The sequence below is a fragment of the Streptomyces sp. NPDC031670 genome, assembly GCF_055580545.1.
In genome coordinates, this window is sequence record NZ_JBVILC010000006.1 from 164,138 (window position 1) to 188,998 (window position 24,861).

At 71.8% G+C, this 24,861-nt stretch carries 20 protein-coding genes; 7 read left to right on the top strand and 13 right to left on the bottom strand.

All coding sequences use genetic code 11. From position 1 onward, the window contains the following. Positions 1-13: 13 nt before the first annotated feature. The 3 genes from ACZ5ID_RS14090 to ACZ5ID_RS14100 form a co-directional block, all read right to left on the bottom strand. Positions 14-1,597: a carboxylesterase/lipase family protein gene (locus tag ACZ5ID_RS14090; protein WP_468897200.1), complete on the bottom strand. Its 1,584-nt coding sequence runs from the start codon at positions 1,595-1,597 to the stop codon at positions 14-16. A gap of 7 nt (positions 1,598-1,604) precedes the next feature. Next, complete coding sequence (locus ACZ5ID_RS14095) at positions 1,605-2,654, bottom strand: alpha/beta fold hydrolase (RefSeq protein WP_468897202.1); 1,050 nt, start codon at positions 2,652-2,654, stop codon at positions 1,605-1,607. 83 nt (positions 2,655-2,737) lie between these two features. Beyond that, positions 2,738-4,030, bottom strand: a complete 1,293-nt coding sequence (locus tag ACZ5ID_RS14100) for an esterase/lipase family protein (RefSeq protein ID WP_468897204.1) — start codon at positions 4,028-4,030, stop codon at positions 2,738-2,740. A gap of 299 nt (positions 4,031-4,329) precedes the next feature. Here ACZ5ID_RS14100 and ACZ5ID_RS14105 point away from each other — a divergent pair, with 299 nt between their 5' ends. Next, complete coding sequence (locus tag ACZ5ID_RS14105; RefSeq protein WP_468897206.1) at positions 4,330-4,746, top strand: hypothetical protein; 417 nt, start codon at positions 4,330-4,332, stop codon at positions 4,744-4,746. 46 nt (positions 4,747-4,792) lie between these two features. Here the strand turns inward: ACZ5ID_RS14105 and ACZ5ID_RS14110 are convergent, their stop codons facing one another. Beyond that, complete coding sequence (locus ACZ5ID_RS14110) at positions 4,793-5,734, bottom strand: acyltransferase domain-containing protein (protein WP_468897208.1); 942 nt, start codon at positions 5,732-5,734, stop codon at positions 4,793-4,795. A 120-nt stretch (positions 5,735-5,854) separates the two neighbouring features. Here ACZ5ID_RS14110 and ACZ5ID_RS14115 point away from each other — a divergent pair, with 120 nt between their 5' ends. After that, a complete protein-coding gene (locus ACZ5ID_RS14115; protein ID WP_358834899.1) occupies positions 5,855-6,115 on the top strand; it encodes a DUF6343 family protein in 261 nt (86 codons plus the stop codon). Here ACZ5ID_RS14115 and ACZ5ID_RS14120 read toward each other — a convergent pair. The 4 genes from ACZ5ID_RS14120 to ACZ5ID_RS14135 all read right to left on the bottom strand — a co-directional run bounded on the left by ACZ5ID_RS14120 (position 6,112) and on the right by ACZ5ID_RS14135 (position 8,601). Continuing rightward, on the bottom strand, positions 6,112-6,483 hold the full coding sequence (locus ACZ5ID_RS14120; protein ID WP_406553837.1) for a tetratricopeptide repeat protein: 372 nt from the start codon (positions 6,481-6,483) through the stop codon (positions 6,112-6,114). The two genes, ACZ5ID_RS14115 and ACZ5ID_RS14120, sit on opposite strands and share 4 nt — an antisense overlap. A 93-nt stretch (positions 6,484-6,576) precedes the next feature. Then, positions 6,577-6,963, bottom strand: coding sequence for a DUF3592 domain-containing protein (locus ACZ5ID_RS14125; protein ID WP_468897211.1), 387 nt, complete (start codon positions 6,961-6,963; stop codon positions 6,577-6,579). A 63-nt stretch (positions 6,964-7,026) separates the two neighbouring features. Then, positions 7,027-7,629: a dephospho-CoA kinase gene (coaE, locus tag ACZ5ID_RS14130; RefSeq protein ID WP_468897213.1), complete on the bottom strand. Its 603-nt coding sequence runs from the start codon at positions 7,627-7,629 to the stop codon at positions 7,027-7,029. 90 nt (positions 7,630-7,719) lie between these two features. After that, positions 7,720-8,601, bottom strand: a complete 882-nt coding sequence (locus ACZ5ID_RS14135) for a PAC2 family protein (RefSeq protein ID WP_406553840.1) — start codon at positions 8,599-8,601, stop codon at positions 7,720-7,722. Between the two features lie 322 nt (positions 8,602-8,923). Between ACZ5ID_RS14135 and ACZ5ID_RS14140 the strand changes: the two genes are divergently transcribed. Continuing rightward, positions 8,924-9,889, top strand: coding sequence for a right-handed parallel beta-helix repeat-containing protein (locus ACZ5ID_RS14140; protein WP_468897215.1), 966 nt, complete (start codon positions 8,924-8,926; stop codon positions 9,887-9,889). A gap of 104 nt (positions 9,890-9,993) precedes the next feature. On the opposite strand, the gene rpsA is transcribed toward ACZ5ID_RS14140, so the two are convergent. Next, positions 9,994-11,502 (bottom strand): 30S ribosomal protein S1, encoded by a 1,509-nt coding sequence (gene rpsA, locus ACZ5ID_RS14145; RefSeq protein ID WP_067157914.1) that lies wholly within the window; start codon positions 11,500-11,502, stop codon positions 9,994-9,996. A 375-nt stretch (positions 11,503-11,877) separates the two neighbouring features. Here rpsA and ACZ5ID_RS14150 point away from each other — a divergent pair, with 375 nt between their 5' ends. Continuing rightward, positions 11,878-12,696: a class I SAM-dependent methyltransferase gene (locus ACZ5ID_RS14150; RefSeq protein WP_468897217.1), complete on the top strand. Its 819-nt coding sequence runs from the start codon at positions 11,878-11,880 to the stop codon at positions 12,694-12,696. A gap of 178 nt (positions 12,697-12,874) precedes the next feature. Then, positions 12,875-15,478 (top strand): ATP-dependent RNA helicase, encoded by a 2,604-nt coding sequence (locus ACZ5ID_RS14155; protein ID WP_468897218.1) that lies wholly within the window; start codon positions 12,875-12,877, stop codon positions 15,476-15,478. Between the two features lie 57 nt (positions 15,479-15,535). Here ACZ5ID_RS14155 and pgfA read toward each other — a convergent pair whose 3' ends face one another. The 4 genes from pgfA to polA all read right to left on the bottom strand — a co-directional run bounded on the left by pgfA (position 15,536) and on the right by polA (position 21,638). Next, a complete protein-coding gene (gene pgfA / locus ACZ5ID_RS14160; RefSeq protein WP_468897219.1) occupies positions 15,536-16,525 on the bottom strand; it encodes a cell envelope lipid trafficking protein PgfA in 990 nt (329 codons plus the stop codon). Between the two features lie 50 nt (positions 16,526-16,575). Continuing rightward, a complete protein-coding gene (locus ACZ5ID_RS14165) occupies positions 16,576-16,734 on the bottom strand; it encodes an SPW_0924 family protein (RefSeq protein WP_406556176.1) in 159 nt (52 codons plus the stop codon). A 151-nt stretch (positions 16,735-16,885) separates the two neighbouring features. Beyond that, positions 16,886-18,580 (bottom strand): lytic transglycosylase domain-containing protein, encoded by a 1,695-nt coding sequence (locus tag ACZ5ID_RS14170; protein ID WP_468897220.1) that lies wholly within the window; start codon positions 18,578-18,580, stop codon positions 16,886-16,888. A 346-nt stretch (positions 18,581-18,926) separates the two neighbouring features. Continuing rightward, on the bottom strand, positions 18,927-21,638 hold the full coding sequence (polA, locus tag ACZ5ID_RS14175; protein WP_468897221.1) for a DNA polymerase I: 2,712 nt from the start codon (positions 21,636-21,638) through the stop codon (positions 18,927-18,929). Positions 21,639-21,770: 132 nt separating this feature from the next. Here polA and ACZ5ID_RS14180 point away from each other — a divergent pair, with 132 nt between their 5' ends. Together ACZ5ID_RS14180 and ACZ5ID_RS14185 are read left to right on the top strand one after the other, a co-directional pair. Beyond that, positions 21,771-24,053: an FdhF/YdeP family oxidoreductase gene (locus ACZ5ID_RS14180; RefSeq protein WP_468897222.1), complete on the top strand. Its 2,283-nt coding sequence runs from the start codon at positions 21,771-21,773 to the stop codon at positions 24,051-24,053. Between the two features lie 77 nt (positions 24,054-24,130). Then, the gene (locus tag ACZ5ID_RS14185) at positions 24,131-24,598 is read left to right on the top strand and encodes a PaaI family thioesterase (RefSeq protein WP_468897223.1); all 468 of its coding nucleotides are present in this window, start codon (positions 24,131-24,133) and stop codon (positions 24,596-24,598) included. The last annotated feature ends 263 nt before the right edge of the window (positions 24,599-24,861 follow it).

Sequence of the window (24,861 nt, forward strand, 5' to 3'; positions counted from 1 at the left end):
GGGCACCGAGCCCTCAGCGCACCCCCTCCCACAAGGCACGTTCCGCCGGACGCGGGTCCCGGACCGGCTCGGCCGGGGTGCGGGGCGAGGCGCCGAAGACCATCGTCGTACGGGTCGTGCGGCCGTAGGCGTCCCAGCCCGGGTCGCCGGTCGTCGCGAAGGCCGCCCACGCGCCGTGCATCGCGTCCGCGAGGTCCTGCGGCGGCCGGTCGCCGAGCATCGGGGCGTACACGGGGTCGCGCAGGTTGTCGAAGACGAACCCGAGCTCCGCCCCGTGGCAGGCGCCGAGGTCACCGCCGTACCGCGGCGAGCGCCAGGCGAACTCGTACACCCGCGTACCGGGGACGGACTCGGCGACGCGGACGGCCGGTATCCGGTAGAACCAGTCGGTCGCCACCGCGTCGAAGAGCTCGCCGGGGGCCGCGCCGGGGCGGCTGCCGGCGTAGACGGGGAGCGCCTTGTCGGGGTCGAGTCCGTACTCCGCCACCGTGCCGCGCAGCTTCCGCTCGCTCAGCAGGCGCAGCCGCTCGGTGGGGACCAGGAAGAGGCGGTACTCCTCGCGGTTGCTGCCGACGAGCAGGTCCACGCCGCAGTCGGCCGACGGCAGCGGAAGCGCGTCCAGGACCGGTTCGAAGGGCATCATGTTGAGCACCGCCTCGCCCCACAGTGCCGGGTCCGGACGGGCCCCCATAGCGGCCCGCAGTCCGGCCTGGGCGGGCAGCAGCTGTGCGAGGGGGACGCGGGCGAACGCCTCGGTCAGCGCCGTCCCGGTCGCCTCGACACCCAGCTCGGCGGCGAGGCGCGCGGTGATCAGGTCCGCCGTGGCGGGCCGCAGGAAGTGGTGGGCGGCGCCGCTCTGCAGGATGGCCCGGCGGAACAGTCCACGCGCACGGGGGAGCGCGAGCAGGACGCCGATGCTCATCGCGCCCGCCGACTCGCCGAACACGGTCACGCGGTCCGGGTCACCGCCGAAGCCCCCGATGTTGTCGCGTACCCACTCCAGGGCCGCGATCTGGTCGAGCAGCCCCCGGTTGTCCGGCCGGCCCGGCAGCCGGAGGAAACCGTCGGTACCGAGGCGGTAGTTGACGTTGACGCAGACGACGCCGTCGCGCGCGAACGCGGTGCCGTCGTACGCGGGGCCCACGCCGGACCCGTTGGAGAACGCGCCGCCGTGCAGCCAGACCATCACCGGCAGCCCGCCGCCGGGGCCGGGATGCGGGGTCCAGACGCTGAGGTTGAGGCAGTCCTCGCCCTGGCCGCCGTCGGCGTCCGGGATCAGGACGTCCATGGGCGGGGCGTACGGGGCCCTGGGCGCCGAAGGGCCGTGCTCGAAGGCATCCCGGACGCCCTCCCAGGAAGCCGCCGGAGCCGGTTCGCGAAACCGCAGCGGGCCGAAGGGCGGGGCCGCGTACGGCAGCCCCAGGAAGGCCGTCACCGTCTCGGTCACGGCCCGGCCGCGCACCGCGCCCTGCCGGGTCATGCACACGCGCGTGGCGGACGGTTCCACCCGCTCGGCCGGTTTCACCCCCTCGGCCGGGCCTACCGGCTTGACCGGGCCTACCGGCTTGGTCGGTTCCATCTGCTCCGTCGGTTCCATCTGCGCCTCAGACTCCTTCGGCCAGCGTCTCCAGCAGGGCGGCGCCGAACTCCTCGGGGCGTTCGACGTGCACCGCGTGCCCCGCGCCGGGCACCGTGACCTCTCGTACCGCGCCGCCCACGCGCGCGTAAAGGGCGAGAACGTGCCGCGTCTGGGCGACCATCGGCTGCGCCGGGGTGCCGTCCCAGCCGGGCACCGCGCCGATCGCGCCCAGATGGGCGAGGTCGAAGAGCGAGGCGTCGGAGACGATCACGTCGTCCTCGCCGCGCACCCAGGTCACCGGCGGCTTGGCAGGGAGCCCGGCGAGAGCGGTGTGCAGGTCGTCGAGGCGGAAGTGGGTCGGGGCGAGGCAGTTCAGCACCCCGCGCCCGCCCGGGGCGGTGCCGGGCCAGGCCTCGCTGGGCCTGCTGTCACCGGGGTAGTGGTCGTCACCGAGCCGGGTGCTGAGCATCGACTCCACGTAGTCGTCCTCCCGGTCCGGTCGCAACGGCGGCCTGACGTAGCAGCGCGCGAGCACGCTGCGGGGCGAGAGCGGGAATTCCTCGCCCCGGTCGCGCTCGGCCAGCAGCCGTACGAACTCGGGGTTGGCTGTGCCGCCGCCCGAACCGGCGCCGTCCGGAGCGTTGAGACGGCCCTCCACGCCCCTGGTGCCCCCGAACCCGTACGGGGACACCGGGTTGACGAGCGTCACGGACCGCACCATGGCAGGACGGTCCCGCATATGTTGCAGCACCACACCACCCCCCATGGACCAGCCGACGAAGTGTGCGCGCTCCATATGCAACGCCTCAAGGAGCGCCACCAAGTCATCGGCGTAGTCGCGCAGGCCCCGGGTCGCGTCCACCGGGAGCGGGTCGGTGCCGCCGAAGCCGCGCAGATCGACGGCGACCGGCCGGTAGCGCTGGGGCAGGGCGAGCATGGCGTCCTGCCAGAAGACGGAAGAGGAGACGTTTCCGTGCACGAAGACGACCGGCTCGCCCGTGTCCCTGGAGGCGTCCTCAAGGATGTGCTGGGTGAGCCGGGCGGTCGGTACCCGGCGTGCGGTGAGCGTGGGCATACGGGCCGTCCTTCGGCTTCGGAACATGACTGCTGGAACGCGACTGCTGGTACGTGGCTGCGGGGCGGGGCGCGACGGCTGTCTCAGCCCAGCCAGGTGGCGACCTGGGCCTGCGAGGTGCTGTTCCAGCCGAGTTCGAGGTGGTTGGCGCCGGTCACGGTGGTCTTGCCGCCGACGGTGGCTACACCGGTCGTGTCGAGCGCGCTGGAGACGAAGACGACCCCGTCGCTCGGGCCCCGGTTCTCGTTGAAGATGCCCACGACGTCCGGGGTGCCGCCCGCCAGCAGGTACGTGGTCACGGAGGCGGGAACACCAGCCCGCTGCAGCGGCGCGACCAGCGAGCCCGCGTCGATGGCCGGCTGGATGCCGTCACCGGCCGTGTAGAAGCCCTGGCCTCCGTAGTACGTCGTGTACCAGTCCTGCGCCGACTGGTCGACGCCGTACACGCCGTCCCAGCGGGCCAGCATCTGCCGCTGCCCGGGGTAGTCGTCGTAGCCGCCGGAGGGCGTCATGGAGAACTCGGGGTGCGCCGTGTAGGTCCCGTAGCAGGTCATCCGGGAGTGCGGGGAGGGCGCGTTGATCTTGCCGCCGCACTCCGGCCAGATCGAGAAGTCATGGGCCCAGCCGTGGGCGTACGGGTAGTCGAAGCCGCCGTTGGGGCCGCCGAGCGTGATCAGCTTCCGTACGTCACCGGCGTAGGCACGACCCCAGGAAGGCTTGAGGGAGGACACGTACGCGCGCGTGGCGAGCTCGCCCTTGCTCCAGCCGACCAGGTCCACCCGGCCGACCCCCAGCTTGGCCTTGATGACGGCGACTGCGTCACCGACGGTCTGGGCCTGCATCAGGTTGTCGCCCTGTTTGTGGGCGAAGCCGATGGCGAAGACGCGGTGACCGCGGGCGGCGAGGTACTGCATCATCCCGGTCGAGGGGCACGACAGGGCGCCGCAGCCGTAGCCGCCGGACTCGCCGGGATTGGCCCAGGCGCGGTCCGCGGAGTCGTTGGCGCCGTGCACCAGGAGGACCGGGGTGGCCTTGGAGCCGGTGTTCCAGCCGGGCGCCGAGTAGAGCAGGAAGCGGTCGGAGGTGGGGCGGGCGACGCCTCCGAAGTACGTGACGCGAACGCCGTCCTGGTTGCCCCGCCCGTCCGGCGGATAGCCCTCGGCGGCGGCCGGCTGGAAGCCCGGGGTGGTGTCGCGGTAGCGCTCGACCTTCTCCCAGCCGTTGGTGACCGTGCCGGAGCCGTAGGAGGCTTCCAGGGTGAGGTACGGGGGCGGGGCGGCGGTGCTGCTCCCCGCAGCCGTGCTCTCGGCGACGGCGGCGCTTCCGGCGGTGGCGGTGCCTCCGGCCGTCAGGAGCGCGCCGAGTGCCGCTGTCACGGCCAGTGCCGCTCTCCATCCCCCGCAGTGTCTGTTGCGCACGTCCGGGCCCCCCTTGCCTAGGCTGATCTGGCTACACCCCTGACGCTAGGCAGCGGGTGCACAGGTACGGGATGTGCGCGCACCACATAAGCGGGCCAGTGGATATGGGGGGCGCTCTGGTGCGAGCCGTCGGCTGAGGCTCGCGGGTGCGGGTCGCCCGGCCGGCCGCGCACAGGATGCCCGGAGGTCGTCGAACCGGCAGGGTGGCGGTACTGACCGCCGTACCACCGCCGTACACGTACAGACGAGGACCGCCCATGTCCGTGCCTGTGTCCCAGCTCGTGCCACGCCCCTTTGAGCCGTCCCCGTCCGCCCGGCGCTCCACCCGGCGGCGCTCGGCGTCTGCCAGGCGTCTCGGTGCCGCCGCCGGGGCGGCGGCGCTCCTCACGCTCGCCACCACGGGCTGTTCCGGCATGAACCGGACCGCGGTCGGCACCTTCTCGTACGCGACCTCGGCGCAGCGGGTTGTCAAGATCGGCAGCCCGCCGGTCAAGGGCTGTCACCGCATGGCGCCGACGGGTGCCACGACTGTCCACAACAACACCCTGGCGGATGTCCGTCTGTACCGGACGCTCGACTGCCGTGGCAAGGAGGCGACGTACCTCCCGAGTCGCCTCGGGGACAACATCGCGCCCAAGACGCCGCCCTGGCGCAGCTACGCCTTCGTGCACTGACGGCGCTGAGGCCGTCGCCGGGCGGCCCGCCCGTCCGGCTGCCGGGTCACAGTTCGAACCACCCGTGTCCGCCGTACCAGTGCCCGCCCGCGAGCAGATGGCCCGCGACCGCGCGCTCCACGGCGGTCCGCTGGAGCAGCGCCTCCACCGGCAGGTCCGGATCCCCGAAGACGAAGAACACCGGAGTTCCGTCGTCCGGTTCCGTCTCCCGGTACGGAACGCGGAAGCGGCGCTGAAAGCGGACGATGTTCGACTCCTCGGGCAGGTACTTCTCCAACTGCGTGTCCAGCAGCCATGAATGGCAGACGGCGACGCGGTAGGTCTCCTCGGGGTAGTGGAGCGCGAAGAAGTCCCTGGCCAGCGCGAGCGAGGTGTCGCACGCCCGCGGGGTGAGCGGACCCCGGCAGTCCGGGATGTGGATGCTGAGGCAGGCATCGCCGGGCCCCAGCGGCAGCCCGGCGGCCCGCACCGCCTCTCCGGTGCGCTCGCCGAGCCGGGCGCGCTGGAACTGCAGCCGCCCCAGTTGGTAGAGCTCTCCGCGAAAGTGGTGCCAGAGCCAGTGCGGCACCGCCAGACCGGCGGTGCCGTGGCGCCGGCGGTGCAGGGCCAGGCTGCGTCCGAGGTCGGCAAGGGTGCGGCGGGCGATGTCCGCGGGCACGGCCCGTTCGTCGTGGTACACGCGCGTATGCGGCAGTGCGGCGAGCAGGGTGAGGACGGGGAAGAGGCGCCGGACCACCGCCTCCCACTCCCCTTGCCATCCGGCCGGCGCGTCCGGAAACGGCGGCAGGTCCGGCTGGTATCCCACGCTTCCGATCTCCCGGACGAGCGCGCGCACGGACTCCGCCAGCAGCCCACGCGCTTCCGGATCGTCCACCACCCTCCGCGCGATCCCCACCAGTTCGTTGATGTCCTCGTGCGGTACGGCGAGGTCGAGCAGCATCTCCGGCAGCTCGTCCCCCACCGGCAACAGAGCGTCCTCGTCCACCATGCGCGTCACCCTATGCGGCAGACAGGTGAGGAATGGGGGTATCACGGCTCAAGCCGTCCCGCATCGGACAGCTCGAACCAGCCATCCAGTGGGTAAAATTTCTCTGGAGAGGCGATGGTCATGCGCACTGGGAGTGAGCCCTCGACCGCACGCAGTCCACTGAGGATGCGGTTCTGGCTGAGCGTGTGGGGTCTGATCTGGGCCCTGGCCGGCACGGCGGGCTTCGCCCTGGAGGGCCGCCCCGGCTGGACGGCCGCCTGCGCCGCCCTCGCCCTGCTGGTCACGGTCGACCTGGCGATGATCGTCCACCACATCCACCAGGGCCCTCACTACCAGCCGGGCCCGGACATCCCCCCGTACGAGCCGCCGCGGAGGCGTTAGCCCTCGTCCGTCTCGAACCGGGCCGCCTCCACATACTCCGGCTTCGGGTCCAGCGCCGCGGCGAGACGGAAGTGCCGGACGGCCTGGTCGGGGCGGGCCGTGCGTTCATAGGTGCGGGCCAGGGCGAAGTGGGCGAAGGCGTTGTCCGGCTCGCGCTCCAGGACCAACTGGAACTCCAGCTCCGCCGCGCGCAGTTGCGCCGAGGCGAAGAACGCGCGGGCGCGCAGGAGACGGGCCGCGGTGTTCTCCGGGTGGGCGGCGACGACCGAGTCGAGGAGCTTCACCGCGCCGCGAGGGTCCCGGGCGGCGAGCAGCTGCTCCGCCGCGCGGAAGTCGATGACGTGCGTTTCCGGGGTGCTCTCGGCCACGGTCGAGTCCTTTCCCTCGCTGCGCGTTGACAACGCACTGCCCAGTTCCCGTATTCCGTATTCATTCCCTCCGGCACGGAGTGCGGGGCCCGCTCACAGCGCGGCGAACGCCAGGATGAGGCCCATCGCCAGTACGGCGCCTCCTGCCGCTACGAACGTACGGTCCAGGCCGGTTCGTTCCCGGCCCAGGAGAATGACCTCGCGCGGGTCGGCCGGGTCGTAGGCGAGGTGGACGCGCCCGCCGGGGGTCAGCGGCTCGCGGCGCGTCGGCGGTACGGGGGACGGCAGCTCCAGGACGCGGCCGTCGGCCGTCTCGTACTGAAGGAGGGGGCGCCCGGACCCGGGCGGAGCGGGCTTGACCAGCGCCCAGACCGCGTCACCCGCCGCCGCGAGACGCCGGGTCTCGCGCAGCCCGTACGCCCCGGCCAGCAGTGCCACCAGCCCGCCGAAGACCGTGAAACCCGCCAGTACGAAGAGCACACCGGGATCGTAATCCCGGGCTGTGCGGCGGTGCGGCGATTTGAGACTTCCCGCCGACGGGCCCTAGCGCGCGCCCGCGCGCTCCAGGAGCTCGGCCCACACCTTCGCGACCTGCGGCTCCAGCGCCTCCAGCGGACCGTCGTTGTCGATGACCAGGTCCGCCACGGCGAGGCGCTGCTCGCGGGTGGCCTGGGCCGCCATCCGGGCCTCGGCCTCGGCCGTGGCCATGCCGCGCAGCCGGGTCAGCCGGTCGAGCTGGGTGGCGGGGGCGGCGTCGACGACGACCACGAGGTCGTACAGGGGCGCCAAACCGTTCTCGGTCAGCAGCGGGACGTCGTGGATCACCACCGAGTCCGGGCCGGCGGCTGCCTCCAGCTCCGCCGAGCGCGCCCCCACCAGCGGGTGGACGATGCCGTTGAGAATCGCGAGCTTCGCGGGGTCGGCGAAGACGATCGCGCCCAGGGCGGGGCGGTCCAGTGTGCCGTCAGCCGCGAGGATGCCGTGGCCGAACGCCTCGACCACCGCCGCCAGGCCTGCGGTTCCGGGCTCGACGACCTCCCGGGCGATCTTGTCGGCGTCGATCAGCACGGCCCCGTACGAGACGAGCATGCGCGACACTTCGCTCTTGCCGGCGCCGATTCCGCCGGTCAGGCCCACCTTCAGCATGAGCGGCAGCCTAGGGGATGCCGCGTGTGCCATCGGTGGACGGGTCCGCGGACCCGTCCACCGAATACGACAGCCCCACCCCGGCCGCCGTCAGAGGTCTCCCTCGCGCTCCGCGAGGAACCGCTCGAACTCCCGGCCCAGTTCGTCCGCCGACGGCAGGTCCGCCGGCTCGGCCACCAGGTTGCCCCGGGTCTCGGCGCCCGCGACCGCGTCGTACTGGTGCTCAAGTCCCTGTACCAGCGTGACGAGTTCCTCGTCACCCTCGCCGATCTGGCGCTCGATCTCCGTCTGGGTGCGCTGTGCCTCGGTGCGCAGACCGTGGGCGATGCTCGGCAGCACCAGGCCGGTGGCCGCCGTGATCGCCTCCAGGGCGGTCAGCGCGGCGTCCGGGTAGGCCGACCGCGCCACGTAGTGCGGGACGTGGGTGGCCACGCCCAGGACGTCGTGTCCGGCCTCCATCAGGCGGTACTCGATCAACGACTCGGCGCTGCCTGGCACTTGCGCCTCGTCGAAGGGCGAGCGGTGACCGGGCATCAGGTCCGTGCGGTTGCCGTGTGGCGTGATGCCGACGGGGCGGGTGTGCGGGACGCCCATCGGGATGCCGTGGAAGTTGACCGAAAGCCGTACGCCGAGGCGCTCCACGATCTGCCGCACGGCAACCGCGAACCGCTCCCACTCCACATCCGGTTCGGGGCCCGACATCAGCAGGAACGGCGCGCCCGTGGCGTCCTGCACCAGGCGCACCTCGATCGCGGGGGTCTCGAAGTCCGCCCAGCGGTCCCGCTTGAACGTCAACAGCGGTCGGCGGGCGCGGTAGTCGACGAGTCTGTCGTGGTCGAAGCGTGCCACCACCTGGTGGGGCAGGCCGTCCAGCAGCTTCCCGACGATCTGCTCGCCGGTCTCACCCGCATCGATGTATCCGTCGAAGTGGTACAGCATGACCAGGCCGGCCGACTCCTGCGCGAGCGCCATGTCGACGACTGCGAGGCCCTTCGGCTCCCATTCGTACAAACCCTGCGGATCAAGCACGATTACCGCTCCTCCTCGTGTTCGTAGGGAAGAACGCCCCATGCGACAGCGGCATTCCCGCGCGCGTCCGTTTCACATGCTGTTCTCACTGCGGCCGGTACGGGGCTCCGGGCGCGATTTCCGGCCGCTGGTCCGGACCTTGACATGCTCACGCACCATCCCTACCGTCACCAGACGACCCAGTGTTCAAGAACGCGTACGCCGTTCAGGTAAGAGAACTCCCGTGTACGAGAACGGTTACCCCACCTCGCCTCGGAGGCCCCCCATGCGTAACCGCCCCCTGCTCGTCTCCCTGCTCACCTGCGCTCTCGCCACCGGCGGACTCGGTCTCACCGCCGCGTCCGCCCAGGCGTCCGCCGCCTTCGCCGACGTCACCACTGCCGCCCAACTGAAGTCGGCGCTCGCAGCCGCCCACCCCGGCGACATCATCCGGCTCGCCGACGGCACGTACACCGGCAACTTCAAGGCGACCACCGCCGGCACCGCGTCCGCGCGGATCACCCTCACGGGCTCGTCGAAGGCCGTGCTCAAGTGGAGCGGTGGATACGGCCTTTACCTCAACGGCGCCTCGTACTGGACGGTCAATGGCCTCACCGTCACCGGCGGCCAGAAGGGGATCATGATGGACGCGGCGAGCGGTGTCGTGATCGACTCCGTGACCGTGCACGGCCTCTCCATGGAGGGCGTCCACTTCCGCAAGTCCAGCAAGAACGGCGTCATCAGGAACTCGCGCGTCTACGACACCGGCCGGGACGGCTCGGGCATGGGCGAGGGCGTGTACGTGGGCACGGCGGGCGACCTGTCCGACCGGAGCGACCAGGTGCAGATCCTGGGCAACACCATCGGTCCGGGCGTCGGCGGCGAGAACGTCGACGTGAAGGAGGGCACCACCGGGACCCGGATCGTCGGCAACCACTTCGACGGCAGCGGGCTGACCAACGCCAACTACGACGACTCCTGGGTCGATGTGAAGGGCAACAAGGCGGTGGTCGAGGGCAACACCGGCGTTCACACCCTCAACAACGGCTACGAGACGCACACGCAGCAGTCCGGCTGGGGCTGCGGCACGGTCTTCCGCTCCAACACGTCGGACCTGAGCGACTCCCCCGGTGCGCTGCGGCTCGCCGTCAACGTGACCAACTACAACGCGAACAACTGTCCGACGACCGTCTACGCCAGCAACACGGTGACCGGCGGAAAGGGGCTGACCAACATCCCGGTCACCCCCTGACACAGCCGCGCCCGGAGCGTCAGTGAGCGGGAACGATGTAAGGCCCGCCCCCCATTGGGGAGCGGGCCTTACATTTCGGCTATCTACCGACCGGGGTCAGAGCGTCAGCTCTGGCCGCCCGCCAGCTTCTCGCGCAGGGCAGCCAGGGCCTCGTCCGACGCCAGGGCGCCGGAGTTGTCGTCCGACTCCGAGGAGTACGAACCACCCGAGATGCCGGCACCGGCGTTGCCACCGGCGGCCGGGGCGGCAGCGCCCTCGGCAGCGGCGGCCTCGTCGGCCTCGCGGGACTTGATGACCTGGGCCTGGTGCTGCTCGAAGCGCTGCTGCGCCTCGGCGTACTGGCCCTCCCACGCCTCGCGCTGGGTCTCGTAGCCCTCGAGCCAGTCGTTGGTCTCGGGGTCGAAGCCCTCGGGGTAGATGTAGTTGCCCTGGTCGTCGTAGGACGCGGCCATGCCGTACAGGGTCGGGTCGAACTCGACCGACGCCGGGTCGGCACCGAAGGACTCGTTGGCCTGCTTCAGGGACAGCGAGATCCGGCGACGCTCAAGGTCGATGTCGATGACCTTGACGAAGATCTCGTCGTTGACCTGGACGACCTGCTCCGGGATCTCCACGTGGCGCTCGGCCAGCTCGGAGATGTGGACCAGGCCCTCGATGCCCTCGTCGACGCGCACGAACGCACCGAACGGAACGAGCTTGGTGACCTTACCGGGGACGACCTGCCCGATCTGGTGCGTACGGGCGAACTGCTGCCACGGGTCCTCCTGGGTCGCCTTCAGCGACAGGGAGACACGCTCGCGGTCCATGTCGACGTCGAGGACCTCGACGGTGACTTCCTGGCCGACCTCGACAACCTCGGACGGGTGGTCGATGTGCTTCCAGGAGAGCTCGGAGACGTGCACGAGACCGTCGACGCCACCCAGGTCCACGAAGGCACCGAAGTTGACGATCGAGGAGACGACGCCGGAGCGGACCTGACCCTTCTGCAGGGTGGTGAGGAACGTCTGGCGAACCTCGGACTGGGTCTGCTCGAGCCAGGCGCGGCGGGACAGGACCACGTTGTTGCGGTTCTTGTCCAGCTCGATGATCTTCGCCTCGAGCTCCTTGCCCACGTAGGGCTGGAGGTCGCGGACACGACGCATCTCGACGAGGGAAGCCGGCAGGAAGCCACGGAGGCCGATGTCGAGGATGAGACCACCCTTGACGACCTCGATGACGGTACCGGTGACGATGCCGTCTTCTTCCTTGATCTTCTCGATCGTGCCCCAGGCGCGCTCGTACTGCGCACGCTTCTTGGACAGGATCAGACGGCCTTCCTTGTCCTCCTTCTGGAGAACCAGGGCCTCGATCTCGTCGCCGACCTTGACGACCTCGTTCGGGTCGACGTCGTGCTTGATCGAGAGCTCGCGGCTCGGGATCACGCCTTCGGTCTTGTAACCGATGTCGAGCAGGACCTCGTCCCGGTCGACCTTCACGATGACGCCGTCGACGATGTCGCCGTCGTTGAAGTACTTGATCGTCTCGTCGATCGCGGCGAGGAAGGCTTCCTCGTTACCGATGTCGTTGACCGCTACCTGCGGAGTGGTAGAGGTGGTCTCGGTGCTGCTCGTCATGTGGGAAAGGGCTCCGGTTACGGACAGAAAGTCGTAGGTACTGCCACGCCGAGAGCCCGTATCGCCTCTGCAGAAGCCGGACAGCCTGGGAAGCGCCTATCCGGGTCGGTCCGGATGGCGCCTCGACAACCGAGGGGACATACAACAGATGGAAGCGCGCCTGCTAGGTCTGAGGTGCGCAGGCTCGCAGCGCAACTTGTAGCATACGGGGGCAGCCGGACAGGGTCAATGCGCGAAGGCGCACACCCGGGGCGGATCCCCGCATTCCCGGCACAACTGAGGTTCTCCGAGGCCACGCTGACCCGAAAAGGCCCAGCAGAAGTCGTTGGGCCGAACACGTGCTCGCGCTCTGCGCAAACTACAACGACGGACACGATGATCCAAGAGTTCGACGCCGAATACGAGCCGGACGCGACGCGGCGTGACGCCGACGACGCGGAGAGCAGCCGGGCCAGCCGCAGCTGGTGGGACCGGAACGCCGACGAGTACCAGACCGATCACGGAGCGTTCCTGGGGGACGACCGTTTCGTCTGGGGCCCCGAGGGGCTGGACGAGGCCGACGCGGCGCTGCTGGGTCCGGCCGGGTCGCTGAAGGGGCGGGACGTCCTGGAGATCGGCGCCGGGGCGGCCCAGTGCTCGCGCTGGCTGGCCGCCCAGGGCGCCCGGCCGGTCGCCCTGGACCTCTCGCACCGCCAGCTCCAGCACGCCCTGCGCATCGACGGCGGAACGATTCCGCTGGTGGAGGCGGACGCGGGCGTCCTCCCCTTCGCCGACGGCTCCTTCGACCTCGCGTGCTCCGCGTACGGGGCGGTCCCGTTCGTGGCGGACCCCGTACGGGTCTTCCGTGAGGTCCGGCGGGTGCTGCGGCCCGGCGGGCGCTGGGTCTTCAGCGTCACGCACCCCATCCGCTGGGCGTTCCCGGACGAGCCCGGGCCGGAGGGGCTGAGCGTGGCGGCGTCCTACTTCGACCGCACGCCCTACGTGGAGCAGGACGAGGCCGGCCGGGCCGTGTACGTCGAGCACCACCGGACGCTGGGCGACCGGGTCCGGGACGTGGTGGCCGGCGGTTTCCGGCTGGTCGACCTGGTCGAGCCGGAGTGGCCGACGTGGAACACGCAGGAGTGGGGCGGCTGGTCCCCGCTGCGGGGGAACCTGCTCCCGGGCACGGCGATCTTCGTGTGCGAACGGGACTAACGGGACTGGCAGAACTGGCGGGACTGGCGGGACTGGCGGGACTGGCGGGGCCGGGCGGGAGCCGGTTCGGCGGCGGGTCGGCGGGGCTGTCGGCAACGCACCCTGATTAGTCATACAAACCAGCTGGTCTGTGGACGACCGGAAACCGGTCCGGGCCGGGACGTACGAAACTGTGGTCGTGATCCGAACTGACGCGATCGAGCGTCTTCCCGTTCGCCATGCCGTGCCCGAGCTGCTGAGCGCACTCGACGGGCGCGGCACGGCGGTCCTGTCCGCGCCCCCGGGCACCGGCAAGACCACGCTGGTGCCGCTGGCGCTGGCCGGGCTGACCGGGGCCGGGCCGCGGCGGCGGGTGCTGGTGGCCGAGCCGCGGCGGATGGCCGTCCGTGCCGCCGCCCGCCGGATGGCCTGGCTGCTCGGCCAGGAGGTCGGCGACGCGGTCGGGTTCTCGGTGCGCGGGGAGCGCCGCGCCGGCCCCGGCACGGTCGTCGAAGTGGTGACCACCGGCGTCCTGCTGCAACGGCTGCAGCGCGACCCGGAGCTCGCGGGGGTGGACGTCGTGCTGCTCGACGAGTGCCACGAGCGCCATCTCGACGCGGACACCGCGATCGCCTTCCTCGTGGACGTACGGGCCGCCCTGCGCCCGGAGCTCCGGCTGATCGCCGCGTCCGCCACCAGCGACGCGGAGGCCTGGGCGCACCTTCTGACCATGGCCGACGGCTCGGGGCCCGCCCCGGTGGTGCGCAGTACGGGACAGGGCCACGGGGCGGCGGTCCACTACGCCCCGCCGCCCGCCGGGATCCGCCCGGCCCACGGCACCTGGGTGGACCCCCAGCTGCTGCGCCATGTCGCGGCGACGGTCCGGCTGGCCCTGGAGGAGCACGAGGGCGATGTGCTCTGCTTCCTGCCGGGCACCGGCGAGATCGCCCGGACGGCCGGGATGCTGGACGGGGTGGAAGCGGACGTCCTCCAGTTGCACGGGCGGGCTCCGGCGGCGGTCCAGGACGCGGTGCTGCGCGGCGGCGAGGGACGGCGGCGGGTGGTCCTGGCGACCTCCGTGGCCGAGTCCAGTCTGACCGTGCCGGGGGTGCGGATCGTGGTCGACTCGGGGCTGGCCCGCGAGCCGCGCGTGGACCATGCCCGGGGGCTCGGGTCGCTGGCGACCGTGTCGGTGTCGGACGCCGGGGCGACCCAGCGGCTGGGCCGCGCGGGCCGGGAGGCGTTCGGCACGGTGTACCGGTGCTGGGCGCCGGCCGACGACGCCCGGCGCCCGCGCTTCCCCTCCCCCGAGATCAAGATCGCGGACCTGGCGTCCTTCGCCCTGCGGGTGGCGTGCTGGGGCGATCCGAGCGCTCAGGGGCTGGCACTGCTCGACGCCCCGCCGGCCGGGGCGATGGCGGCGGCCCGGTCCGTCCTGACCGCGATCGGCGCGCTGGACGCGGACGGCCGGGCCACTGAAAGGGGGGTGCGGATGGCCGGGCTCGGGGTGCACCCCCGGCTGGCCCGCGCGCTCCTCGACGGCACGGCGGAGGTGGGCGCGCGCCGGGCGGCCGAGGTGGTGGCGCTGCTGAGCGAGGAGCCTCCGAGGGAGTACGGGGACGACCTGGCGGCGGCGTGGCGCACGGCCCGCCGGGGCGGCGACGGATACGGGGCGCGCTGGCGCCAGGAGGTACGGCGGCTGACCTCGGCGGTGACGGGCGCGGGTCCGGTGCCCCCGTCGCCGGGCAGCTCAGGCTCCGGGAGCCTGACGGGGCCGGGAGCGGGGCTGACGCCCGGGTCGGGCGCGGGGTCCGGCGCGGGGGCGCGGTCGGACGATGCCGTCGCCGGGCTGGTCACCGCGCTGGCGTTTCCGGAGCGGGTGGCCCGGGCGCGGGGTGAGGGCTCGTTCCTGATGGTGTCCGGCACCCGGGCCGAGCTGGGCCAGGGGTCCGGGCTGCGCAGTGCGGACTGGCTCGCGGTGGCCGTGGCGGACCGGCCGGTGCAGGCCGCCTCGGCGCGGGTGCGGCTGGCCGCCGTCGTGGACGAGGGCATCGCACGCCTGGCGGCCGGCCCGCTGGGGGCCGAGGGCGAGGAGGTGCGCTGGGAGGACGGCGACGTGGTCGCCCGCCAGGTGGCGCGGCTGGGGGCGGTGGAGCTGTCGGTGCGGCCGTTGAAGCAGCCCGACGCGGCTCTGGTGCGACAGGCGCTCCTGGACGGGCTGGGGAGGGAGGGCACCGGGCTGCTGCGGTGGTCCCGGGAGGCCGTGGGGCTGCGGGAGCGGTTGGCGTTCCTGCACCGGACGCTGGGCGAGCCGTGGCCGGAGGTGTCGGACGGGGCGCTGCTCGCGCGGGCCGAGGAGTGGCTGGAGCCGGAGCTGTCCCGGGCGCGGCGCCGGGCGGATCTGGCGGGGCTGGACGCGGGGCAGGCGCTGACACGGCTGCTGCCGTGGGCGGGCGGCGAGGCGGCGCGCCTGGATGAGCTGGCCCCGGAGCGCATCGAGGTGCCGAGCGGGTCGCGGATCAGGGTGGAGTACGGGGGCGCTCAGCCGGTGCTCGCGGTGAAGCTCCAGGAGATGTTCGGGCTGGAGGGGACGCCGGAGGTCGCCGGGGTGCCAGTGCTCATACATCTGCTGTCCCCGGCGGGCCGGCCCGCCGCCGTCACCGCGGACCTGGCGAACTTCTGGCGGGAGGGGTACCGGGCGGTCCGCGCCGAGCTGCGCGGGCGCTATCCCAAGCACCCCTGGCCGGAGGATCCCTCGCAGGCCCGGCCGACGCGCCACACCAACGCCCGGCTCAAGCGCTGACCCGCGCCGGACGCGGGCCGCTCTGCCGGGGCAGCCGCCGGGCGCCCGTCGCCGAGGTCACGCCCCGACCGGCTCGGGCTCCGCGGGGGCGGTCGGGGCCGGGGTGGCGGGGCGGCGGCTGCGGGCCTCCAGCCACAGGGAGAGGGCGAGCAGGGCGGCGCCGAGCCCGGCGAAGCCCCAGGGGAGATAGGAGGTGAGCAGCAGGATCAGCGTGCGGTTCTTCTTGATCAGCGCGACCGTGTGGTCGACGTAGTCCTCACGCATCTTCACATGACCGGAGAAGGCGGTGATCTTGTCTTGGCCGAACAGAGCCGTGGCGTTGCGGAGCTCCTCCTGATGGATCTCCTCGCCGTTGACCGGTCCGCCGGTCACGGGGTCGATCCAGAACATCCTCTTGGTGGAGTACCACCGGGTCAGCCCGGTCTGCTGGGCGATCTCGGGGGTGACTCCGAGGGGCATCGCCTTGGGGAAGGGGACCTGGGTCCAGGGGACGGTCTGCTCGAAGTAGTAGACCTTCAGGCCGTGGAAGGTGACCGTGCCCTTGTAGTGGATGGGGTTGGTGGTACGGGTCTGGGCGTCGAAGTACTCGTAGTCCCGCTTCTCGGTGAGGAAGGGCCATTTGAACTCCAGGCCCTCGCGCTTGACCGGGTCGCCGTCGACCATTTCGCCGGTGGCGTGGACAGGGGCCTGGGTGTGGGCGTCGAAGACATAGCGTTCGGGGATCCGGGAGACGAACTGGCCCTTGTCGTCGAGGACATACGACAGCGAGTCCCACACGACGACATCCTTGCCCGCGGTCTTCTCGATCTTCCGGGACTGCTCGACGTTGCCCTTGAGGGTCTGCACGATGGTCACCTTGGGGACCGTCACGGACTTGAGCTGCTTGTAGTCGATCAGGGTGGCGTTCCTGGCCTCCAGGACCGTCTCCTGGTACTGGCTGGGCGGGACCTTGGCGAGCCGGGGGAAGGCATACCAGCGCAGCAGCGGTGAGAGGGCCGCGAAGAAGACGGCGAGGGCGAGCAGGATCAGGCTGGCTTTGCGTCGCATGCGGCCGGCTCTCCTCTACTTCTGCTACGGCTCTGCTACGGCTGCTTCTGCTACGGCTTCCCGGGCGGGACGGCGCCGGGGGCGGTGGGGACGGTGGTGAGCAGCGGCTTGGGCGAGGTGGTGCCCTCGGGGCCGCCGATCGCCGAGACGGTCAGGACGATGGCGAGGGCGGCGGCGAGCCCGATGGCCGCGGCGACGAGGGCGCGCATGCTCGGCCTCCCGGAGCTGATGGGGCGTCAGGGTTGGGGCACGGTAGCAACGCGGGGGTGAGATGAGAACACGCGGGACCGCCCCCGCTGCACGGACGGCAGCGGGGGCGGTACGAGGAACGGCGGCGGGAGGCCGCGGGAGGTGGGGTGGTCAGGCGACCTTGAGCTGGATGTCGAGGGTGGCGCCGCCGGGGGTGGTGAGGCGGAGCACGAAGGTCCCGGTCTGGCCGTCCGCGTAGATCTTGGGGAGCCGCAGCACACCCTTGGCGTCGGTCTTCAGGTCCTTGAGGGACCGGATGGGGTTGCCCTTCTCGTCCTTGAAGTAGGGGCCCTTGTCGTTGGTCCTGGTATCGGCGACCGGGGTGCCGGCGGCGGGTGCGTCCGGCGTGACGATCATCGCGGCGGCGACGGCGATCCCGGGGACGACGGCTCCCTTGTACGTGGCCTTGACCTCCACGTAGTCGGCGAACTCCGCGCCGGGGGCGGCCGTCAGCTCCTTGGTGTCGGTGCGCGCGAGGGCGTCGGCCTGGCGGGCATTGACGGTGGCGGTCCACTTGATCTCGGGCAGGGTGGCGCCGACGACGGTGGCGTGGACGGTGAAGGTGCCGCTCTGCTCGCCCGCCAGCAGTGCGGGCGCGGTGGCGCGGCCGTCGGCGCCGGTGGTGACCGTGGCCTGGGTGGCGCCGCCCGGGAAGCGGGCTTCGGTGGTGCCGACGATCTGGAAGCGGACAGTGGCCTTGCCCATCGGCCGGCCGAACTGGTCCTTGACCCGTGCCGTGGGCTGCCCGGCGAAGGAGGAGCCCGCGGTGGCCGTCAGGGGCGCCGTGCCCGCGTCCTCGAAGGTGCTCGCCTGCTTCGACGGCAGCGGCCTGGGCGAGCCGGGCTCGCTCGGGGTCGGCTTGGAGGGGTGCGGGCGCGACGGTGTGGGGCTCGGCGTGGACGGCGTCGGCTTCGGTGTCGGGGCGGGGGCCGACGGGTGCGGAGCCGGGGTCGGGACCGTGCGGGCGGGGCGGCGGGCCGGGGTGTCGCTGCGGCTGCCGGGCAGCACGCCGGTACCGTTCGGGACCTCGTGCGTGCCGCGCTTGTAGTAGTCGAACCACGACTGGACCGTGTTCAGGTACGTCCGCGAGCGGTTGTAGCTGAGAACTGCCTCGTCCAGGTTGGACTGGACGGCGAGGTCGCGGTTGCCGCACAGGTAGTAGGCGGTGGCCAGCGCGGCGTCGTAGATGTTGTTGGGGTCCTTGCGGCCGTCGCCGTTGCCGTCGCGGCCGGAGCTCGCCCAGGTGGAGGGGATGAACTGCATGGGGCCGACGGCGCGGTCGTGGACCGCGTCACCGTCGTAGACACCGCTGTCGGTGTCGGTGATGTTCGCGAAGCCGGCGCCGTTGAGGACCGGGCCCAGGATCGGGCTGAGGGTGGTGCCGTCGGCGTCGACTCGGCCGCCGTTGGCCTGGCCGGACTCGACCTTGCCGATGGCCGCGAGTATCTCCCACGGGAGGTGGCAGGAGGCCCGGTTGCGGGCGAGCTCGGCCTCGGCCTTCTTGTAGGCGTCGAGGATGGTCGCGGGTATGCCCTGCTGGTCGGCGCCGATGACGGGCGAACCGGTACTCGGGACGGCCGGAGGGTTCGGGGAGACGAGGGGCGGGAGGTCCGTGTAGTACGGCGAGTTGCCGCTGGCCGGGGCTCCGGGGGGAGGCGTCGGGGTGCCGGACGCCGCGTGTTCACCCGTCGGGCCGTTGGCCAGGACGCCGGGTCCCTGGGAGGCGGAGAGCGCCGCCACCGCCGCCGCGGCCACGGCGGTCGTGGTCGCCCCCTTGCGCAGCCGTCGACCGATCTGCGGTGCCATGTGCCCAGCCCCTCCCCGTGGTCAGCAGTTCGCGCTCCCCAGCGCTGGCTCCTGGAGACCCTAACGGACCCACTGGGTGCCGCGACACCGCCCCCTGACCCTTATTCACCTTTTCGCCGTTTCGTCACCCGGGAGCCTCCCGGATATGGCGCAGAATCGGTTGGCCCCCTCAGTCCCACGGTCCAGGTCCCACGGTCCAAGCCCCACGGTTCACACCCAACGCCCCACGGCCCGATGCCCCCACGCAGGAGTCACCGTCCGGTGGCCGCCGCACAGAGAACTGCCCGCCGGGTGCGGCGCCCCGGCGGGCAGGTACTCAGGGGCCCGGCGGACCGGGACCCCGTACTCAGTGCGCGGCGGACTCCCAGTCCGCGCCGGCGCCCACCGACACGTCCAGCGGGGCGCGCAGCGACACCGCCCCGGCCATCTCGCGGCGGATCAGCGCCTCGACCTTCTCGCGCTCACCCGGTGCGATCTCCAGGACGATTTCGTCGTGCACCTGGAGCAGCAGCCGGGAGTCGAGCCCCGCCTCGGTCAGTGCCCGGTCCACCCTGAGCATGGCGACCTTGACGATGTCCGCCGCCGTGCCCTGGATCGGGGCGTTGAGCGCCATCCGCTCGGCCATCTCGCGGCGCTGGCGGTTGTCGCTGTTGAGGTCCGGCAGATAGCGGCGGCGGCCCAGCATCGTCTCCGTGTATCCGGTCGCCCTGGCCTCCTCCACCACGCGCTGGAGGTAGTCCCGTACGCCACCGAAGCGCTCGAAGAACGTGTCCATCAGGCCGCGCGCCTCGGACGCCTCGATGTTCAGCTGCTGGGAGAGGCCGAACGCCGAGAGGCCGTAGGCCAGGCCGTACGACATGGCCTTGATCTTGCGGCGCATCTCCGGGTCGACCTGGGTCTTGTCGACGCCGAAGACCTGGGACGCGACCGTGGTGTGCAGGTCCTCGCCCGTGGTGAACGCCTCGATGAGGCCCGCGTCCTCCGAGAGATGGGCCATCACCCGCAGCTCGATCTGGCTGTAGTCGGCGGTGAGCAGCGACTCGAAGCCCTCGCCGACCACGAAGCCGCGGCGGATGGCGCGGCCCTCGTCCGTACGGACCGGGATGTTCTGGAGGTTGGGGTCGGTGGAGGAGAGGCGGCCGGTGGCGGCCACCGTCTGGTTGAAGGTGGTGTGGATGCGGCCGTCGGCCGCGACGGTCTTGATCAGACCCTCGACGGTGACACGCAGCTTCGCCTGCTCGCGGTGGCGCAGCATGATGACCGGCAGCTCGTGCTCGGTCTGGGCGGCCAGCCACGCCAGCGCGTCGGCGTCCGTCGTGTAACCCGTCTTCGTCTTCTTGGTCTTGGGCAGCGCCAGCTCGCCGAAGAGGACTTCCTGGAGCTGCTTGGGCGAGCCGAGGTTGAACTCGTGGCCCACCGAGGCATGGGCCTCCTTGACGGCCTGCTGCACCGCGCCCGCGAACTGCTGCTCCATCGCCTCCAGATGGGGGCGGTCGGCCGCGATGCCGTACCGCTCCATCTTGGCGAGGAGGGCCGAGGTGGGCAGTTCCACATCGTGGAGCAGGTCGGTCGCGCCGACCTCCTTGAGCCGCTCGGTGAAGGCCTCGCCCAGGTCCAGGACGGCGCGCGCCTGGGTCATCAGGGCCTCGGCCTCTGCCTGGTCGTCGGTGCCGAAGGCGAGCTGCCCGTCGACGGCCGCGGGGGCGAGCTCGCGACCCAGGTACTCCACGGACAGCGCGTCCAGGGCGAAGGAGCGGCGGCCGGGCTTGACCAGGTACGCGGCGAGTGCCGTGTCCATGGTGACGCCCGCGACGCTCCAGCCGTGCTCGGGGAAGACCCGCATCGCGGCCTTGGCGTTGTGCAGGACCTTCGGCCTGGTGGCGTCCGCGATCCAGGCGGCGAAGGCGCGCTCGTCCGCCTCGTCGAGCTCGGAGGGGTCGAACCAGGCGGCGGGGCCGTCGGCGGCGGCCAGCGCGATCTCGCTCACACTGCCCGTACCGAGGCCCCAGGCGTCCACGGTGGCCAGGCCCAGCGGCCCCGTGCCGTGCTCGGCCAGCCAGGGGGCGAGCTCGCCCGCGCCCAGCACCGCGCCGTCCAGCTCCACGCCGGCGGCGGGGGCCGGGGCCGCCTCCTGCTCGCCCGCGCCCGGGTCGACCGCGAGGAGCCGCTCGCGCAGCGAGGCGTTGCGGATCTCCAGCACGTCCAGGACGCCGATCAGCGCCGTCCGGTCGTACGGCAGGCGCTCCAGGTCGGCCGGGGTCTTGGGGAGCTCCACGTCGCGCACCATCTCGGTGAGGCGGCGGTTGAGGCTGACGGACTCCAGGTGGTCCCTGAAGTTCTGCCCGGCCTTGCCCTTGACCTCGTCCGCGCGCGCGACCAGCTGCTCGAAGGAGCCGAACTGGTTGATCCACTTCGCGGCGGTCTTCTCGCCCACGCCGGGGATGCCCGGGAGGTTGTCGGACGGGTCGCCGCGCAGCGCCGCGAAGTCCGGATACTGCTGCGGGGTCAGGCCGTACTTCTCCTCGACCTTCTCCGGGGTGAAGCGGGTCAGCTCGGAGACGCCCTTGGTGGGGTAGAGGACGGTCACGTGCTCGGAGACCAGCTGGAAGGAGTCGCGGTCGCCGGTGACGATGAGGACCTCGAAGCCCTCGGCCTCGGCCTGGGTGGCGAGCGTCGCGATGATGTCGTCGGCCTCGAAGCCCTCGGTCGCGAAGCGCGGGGCGTTCATCGCGTCCAGGAGCTCGCCGATCAGCTCGACCTGGCCGCGGAACTCGTCGGGTGTCTTGGAGCGGTTCGCCTTGTACTCCGGGAACTCCTCGGAGCGCCAGGTCTTGCGCGACACGTCGAACGCCACCGCGAAGTGCGTGGGCGTCTCGTCACGCAGCGTGTTCGCCAGCATCGACATGAAGCCGTACGCGGCGTTGGTCGGCTGACCTGCGCCGGTCGTGAAGTTCTCCGCGGGCAGCGCGAAGAACGCCCGGTACGCCAGGGAGTGCCCGTCCATGAGGAGCAGGCGCGGTCGGTTGTCAGGGGTCTTCTTCGATGCTGTCTCAGCCACGTCCCCGATCCTGCCACGCCCCACTGACAATCCCCGCCAGTGCGGAGCGGGGACCGCGCCGGGGCCGTTGTCAGTGGCCCGTGACAGGATCGGAAACGTACGTATCGCACACGTCGCTCGAAGGGGAGCGCCATGGCCACCAAGCCGCCCGCAGGGGACCCGGTTCAGGACGCGCCGCAGGTCGAGCCGCCCAAGCACGCCGCCGCCGGGCTGCCCGCGATCGGGTACACGGCGCTGATGGCCCAGCAGCAGATGGGCGTGGCCCGGGCGACGCGGACGCTTTTGAAGGTCAACCAGAAGGACGGCTTCGACTGTCCGGGGTGCGCCTGGCCGGAGGGCGACAAGCGGCACGTGGCGGAGTTCTGCGAGAACGGGGCGAAGGCGGTCGCCGAAGAGGCGACGCTGCGCCGCGTCACCCCGGACTTCTTCGCCGCACACCCCCTCTCCGATCTCGCGGGCCGCAGTGGGTACTGGCTGGGACAGCAGGGCCGGATCACCCAGCCGATGTACCTGCCGGAGGGCGCCGACCGGTACGAGGCGGTGACCTGGGAGCGGGCGTTCGAGATCATCGCGGACGAGCTGAAGGCGCTGGACTCGCCGGACGAGGCGCTCTTCTACACCTCGGGGCGCACCAGCAACGAGGCCGCGTTCCTGCTCCAGCTCTTCGCGCGCGAGTTCGGCACGAACAACCTGCCGGACTGCTCCAACATGTGCCACGAGTCGTCCGGCTCGGCGCTCACCGAGACCATCGGCATCGGCAAGGGCAGCGTCTCCCTGGAGGACCTGCACCAGGCCGACCTGATCATCGTCGCCGGGCAGAACCCGGGCACCAACCACCCCCGGATGCTCTCCGCCCTGGAAGAGGCCAAGCGGGCGGGCGCGAAGATCATCTCGGTGAACCCGCTGCCCGAAGCGGGCATGGAGCGCTTCAAGAACCCGCAGACCGCCAAGGGGCTGGCGCTCGGCGGCCAGAAGCTCAACGACCTCTTCCTCCAGATCCGCATCGGCGGCGACCAGGCGCTGTTCCGCCTGCTCAACAAGATGATCGTGGAGACCGAGGGGGCCGTGGACGAGCTGTTCGTCCGCGAACACACCCATGGGTACGAGGAGTTCGCCGAGGCGGCCCGCGCCGCCGACTGGGACGAGACGCTGGCCGCGACGGGCCTCACGCGCGCGGAGATCGAGCAGGCGCTGTCCATGGCGCTCGCCTCGCGGCGCACCATCGTCTGCTGGGCAATGGGCCTGACCCAGCACAAGCACGCGGTCGCGACCATCCGGGAAGTCGTCAACTTCCTTCTGCTGCGCGGCAACATCGGCCGCACCGGCGCCGGGGTCTGCCCGGTGCGCGGCCATTCGAACGTGCAGGGCGACCGCACCATGGGCATCTTCGAGCGGCCCGCGCCCGCGTTCCTCGACGCCCTGGAGAAGGAGTTCGGCTTCGCGCCGCCGCGCCACCACGGCTATGACGTGGTCCGTGCCATCGAGGCGCTGCGCGACGGCAGGGCCAAGGTGTTCTTCGCGATGGGCGGCAATTTCGTGGGCGCCACGCCCGACACGGAGGTCACCGAGGCCGCGATGCGCCGCGCCTCGCTCACCGTCCATGTGTCGACCAAGCTCAACCGCTCCCACGCGGTCACCGGCCGGCGCGCGCTGATCCTGCCGACGCTCGGGCGCACCGACAAGGACGTACAGAAGAGCGGCAAGCAGTTCGTCACCGTCGAGGACTCGATGGGCCTGGTGCACTCCTCGCGCGGCAACCTCCGCCCTGCGAGCCCGCATCTGCTCTCCGAGCCCGCCATCGTCGCCCGTCTCGCGCGCGCCACGCTCGGTGCGGGGTCGAAGGTGGAGTGGGAGGAGTTCGAGAAGGACTACGCGACGATCCGCGACCGTATCGCGCGCGTGGTCCCCGGCTTCGAGGACTTCAACGCGCGCGTGGCGAAGCCCGGCGGCTTCCAGCTTCCGCACGGGCCGCGCGACGAGCGCCGCTTCCCCACCGCGACCGGCAAGGCCAACTTCACGGCGGCGCCGGTGGAGTATCCGAGGGTGCCCGAGGGCCGGCTGCTGCTGCAGACCCTGCGCTCGCACGACCAGTACAACACCACGATCTACGGCCTGGACGACCGGTACCGGGGCATCAAGGGCGGGCGCCGGGTGGTCCTGGTGAACCCGGAGGACGGCCGGGAGCTGGGCTTCGCGGACGGGGCGTACGCGGACCTGGTGAGCGAGTGGACGGACGGGGTGGAGCGGCGGGCGCCGGGGTTCCGGGTCGTGCACTACCCGACGACGCGGGGGTGCGCGGCGGCGTACTACCCGGAGACCAACGTCCTGGTGCCGCTGGGCTCCACGGCCGACACCAGCAACACCCCTGCCAGCAAGTCCGTGATCGTGCGTCTGGAACAATCGGCGACCGTCTAAGCGTTCGCTCAGACAGGTCGGCGTGGCCAGCGGGCCACGGAGACGGAACCGGACCACCACGATCGGAGTCCCGCGCCATGGGTGAGCAGAGCAAGGTGAAGTTCCCGCAGGGGGTCGTCGACGAGTACGCGGCGCTGGGCATCGACCTGCCCGCGCTGTTCTCCGCGGGACACCTCGGCACCCGGATGGGCGTGCAGGTCCTGGAGGCCTCCGCGGAGCGGGTCGTCGGCACGATGCCGGTCGAGGGCAACACGCAGCCGTACGGGCTGCTGCACGGCGGGGCGTCGGCCGTGCTGGCCGAGACGCTCGGGTCCGTGGGGGCGATGCTGCACGGCGGGATCACCAAGATCGCGGTGGGGGTGGACCTGAACTGCACGCATCACCGGGGGGTGCGGAGTGGGCTGGTCACGGGGGTGGCCACGCCGGTGCACCGGGGGCGGTCCACGGCGACGTACGAGGTCGTGATCACGGATGAGGACGGTAAGCGGGTGTGTTCGGCTCGGCTTACTTGTTTGCTGCGGGATGCGGAGGCGCCGAAGGCGTGACGGGGGGTTTGGCCCCACCCCGCCCCTTCGCCTAAACCCTCCGGGGGTGGGGGGTGGGTTTCCCGGGGCTGAGCCCCGGCCCCCGGGCCGGGCTCCGGCCCTCGGGAGGGCCGCACGGGGCCGGGCCTCCAGCCCCCGGACGAGGCTGGGCCGCGGCCCCCGGGCGGGGCTGCGCCCCTGCACCCCTGGGCGGGGCCTGCGGCCCGTACCCGCTTTGTGCGGACCTGCGGGCCGGTGGGGGGTGGTCGCGCAGTTCCCCGCGC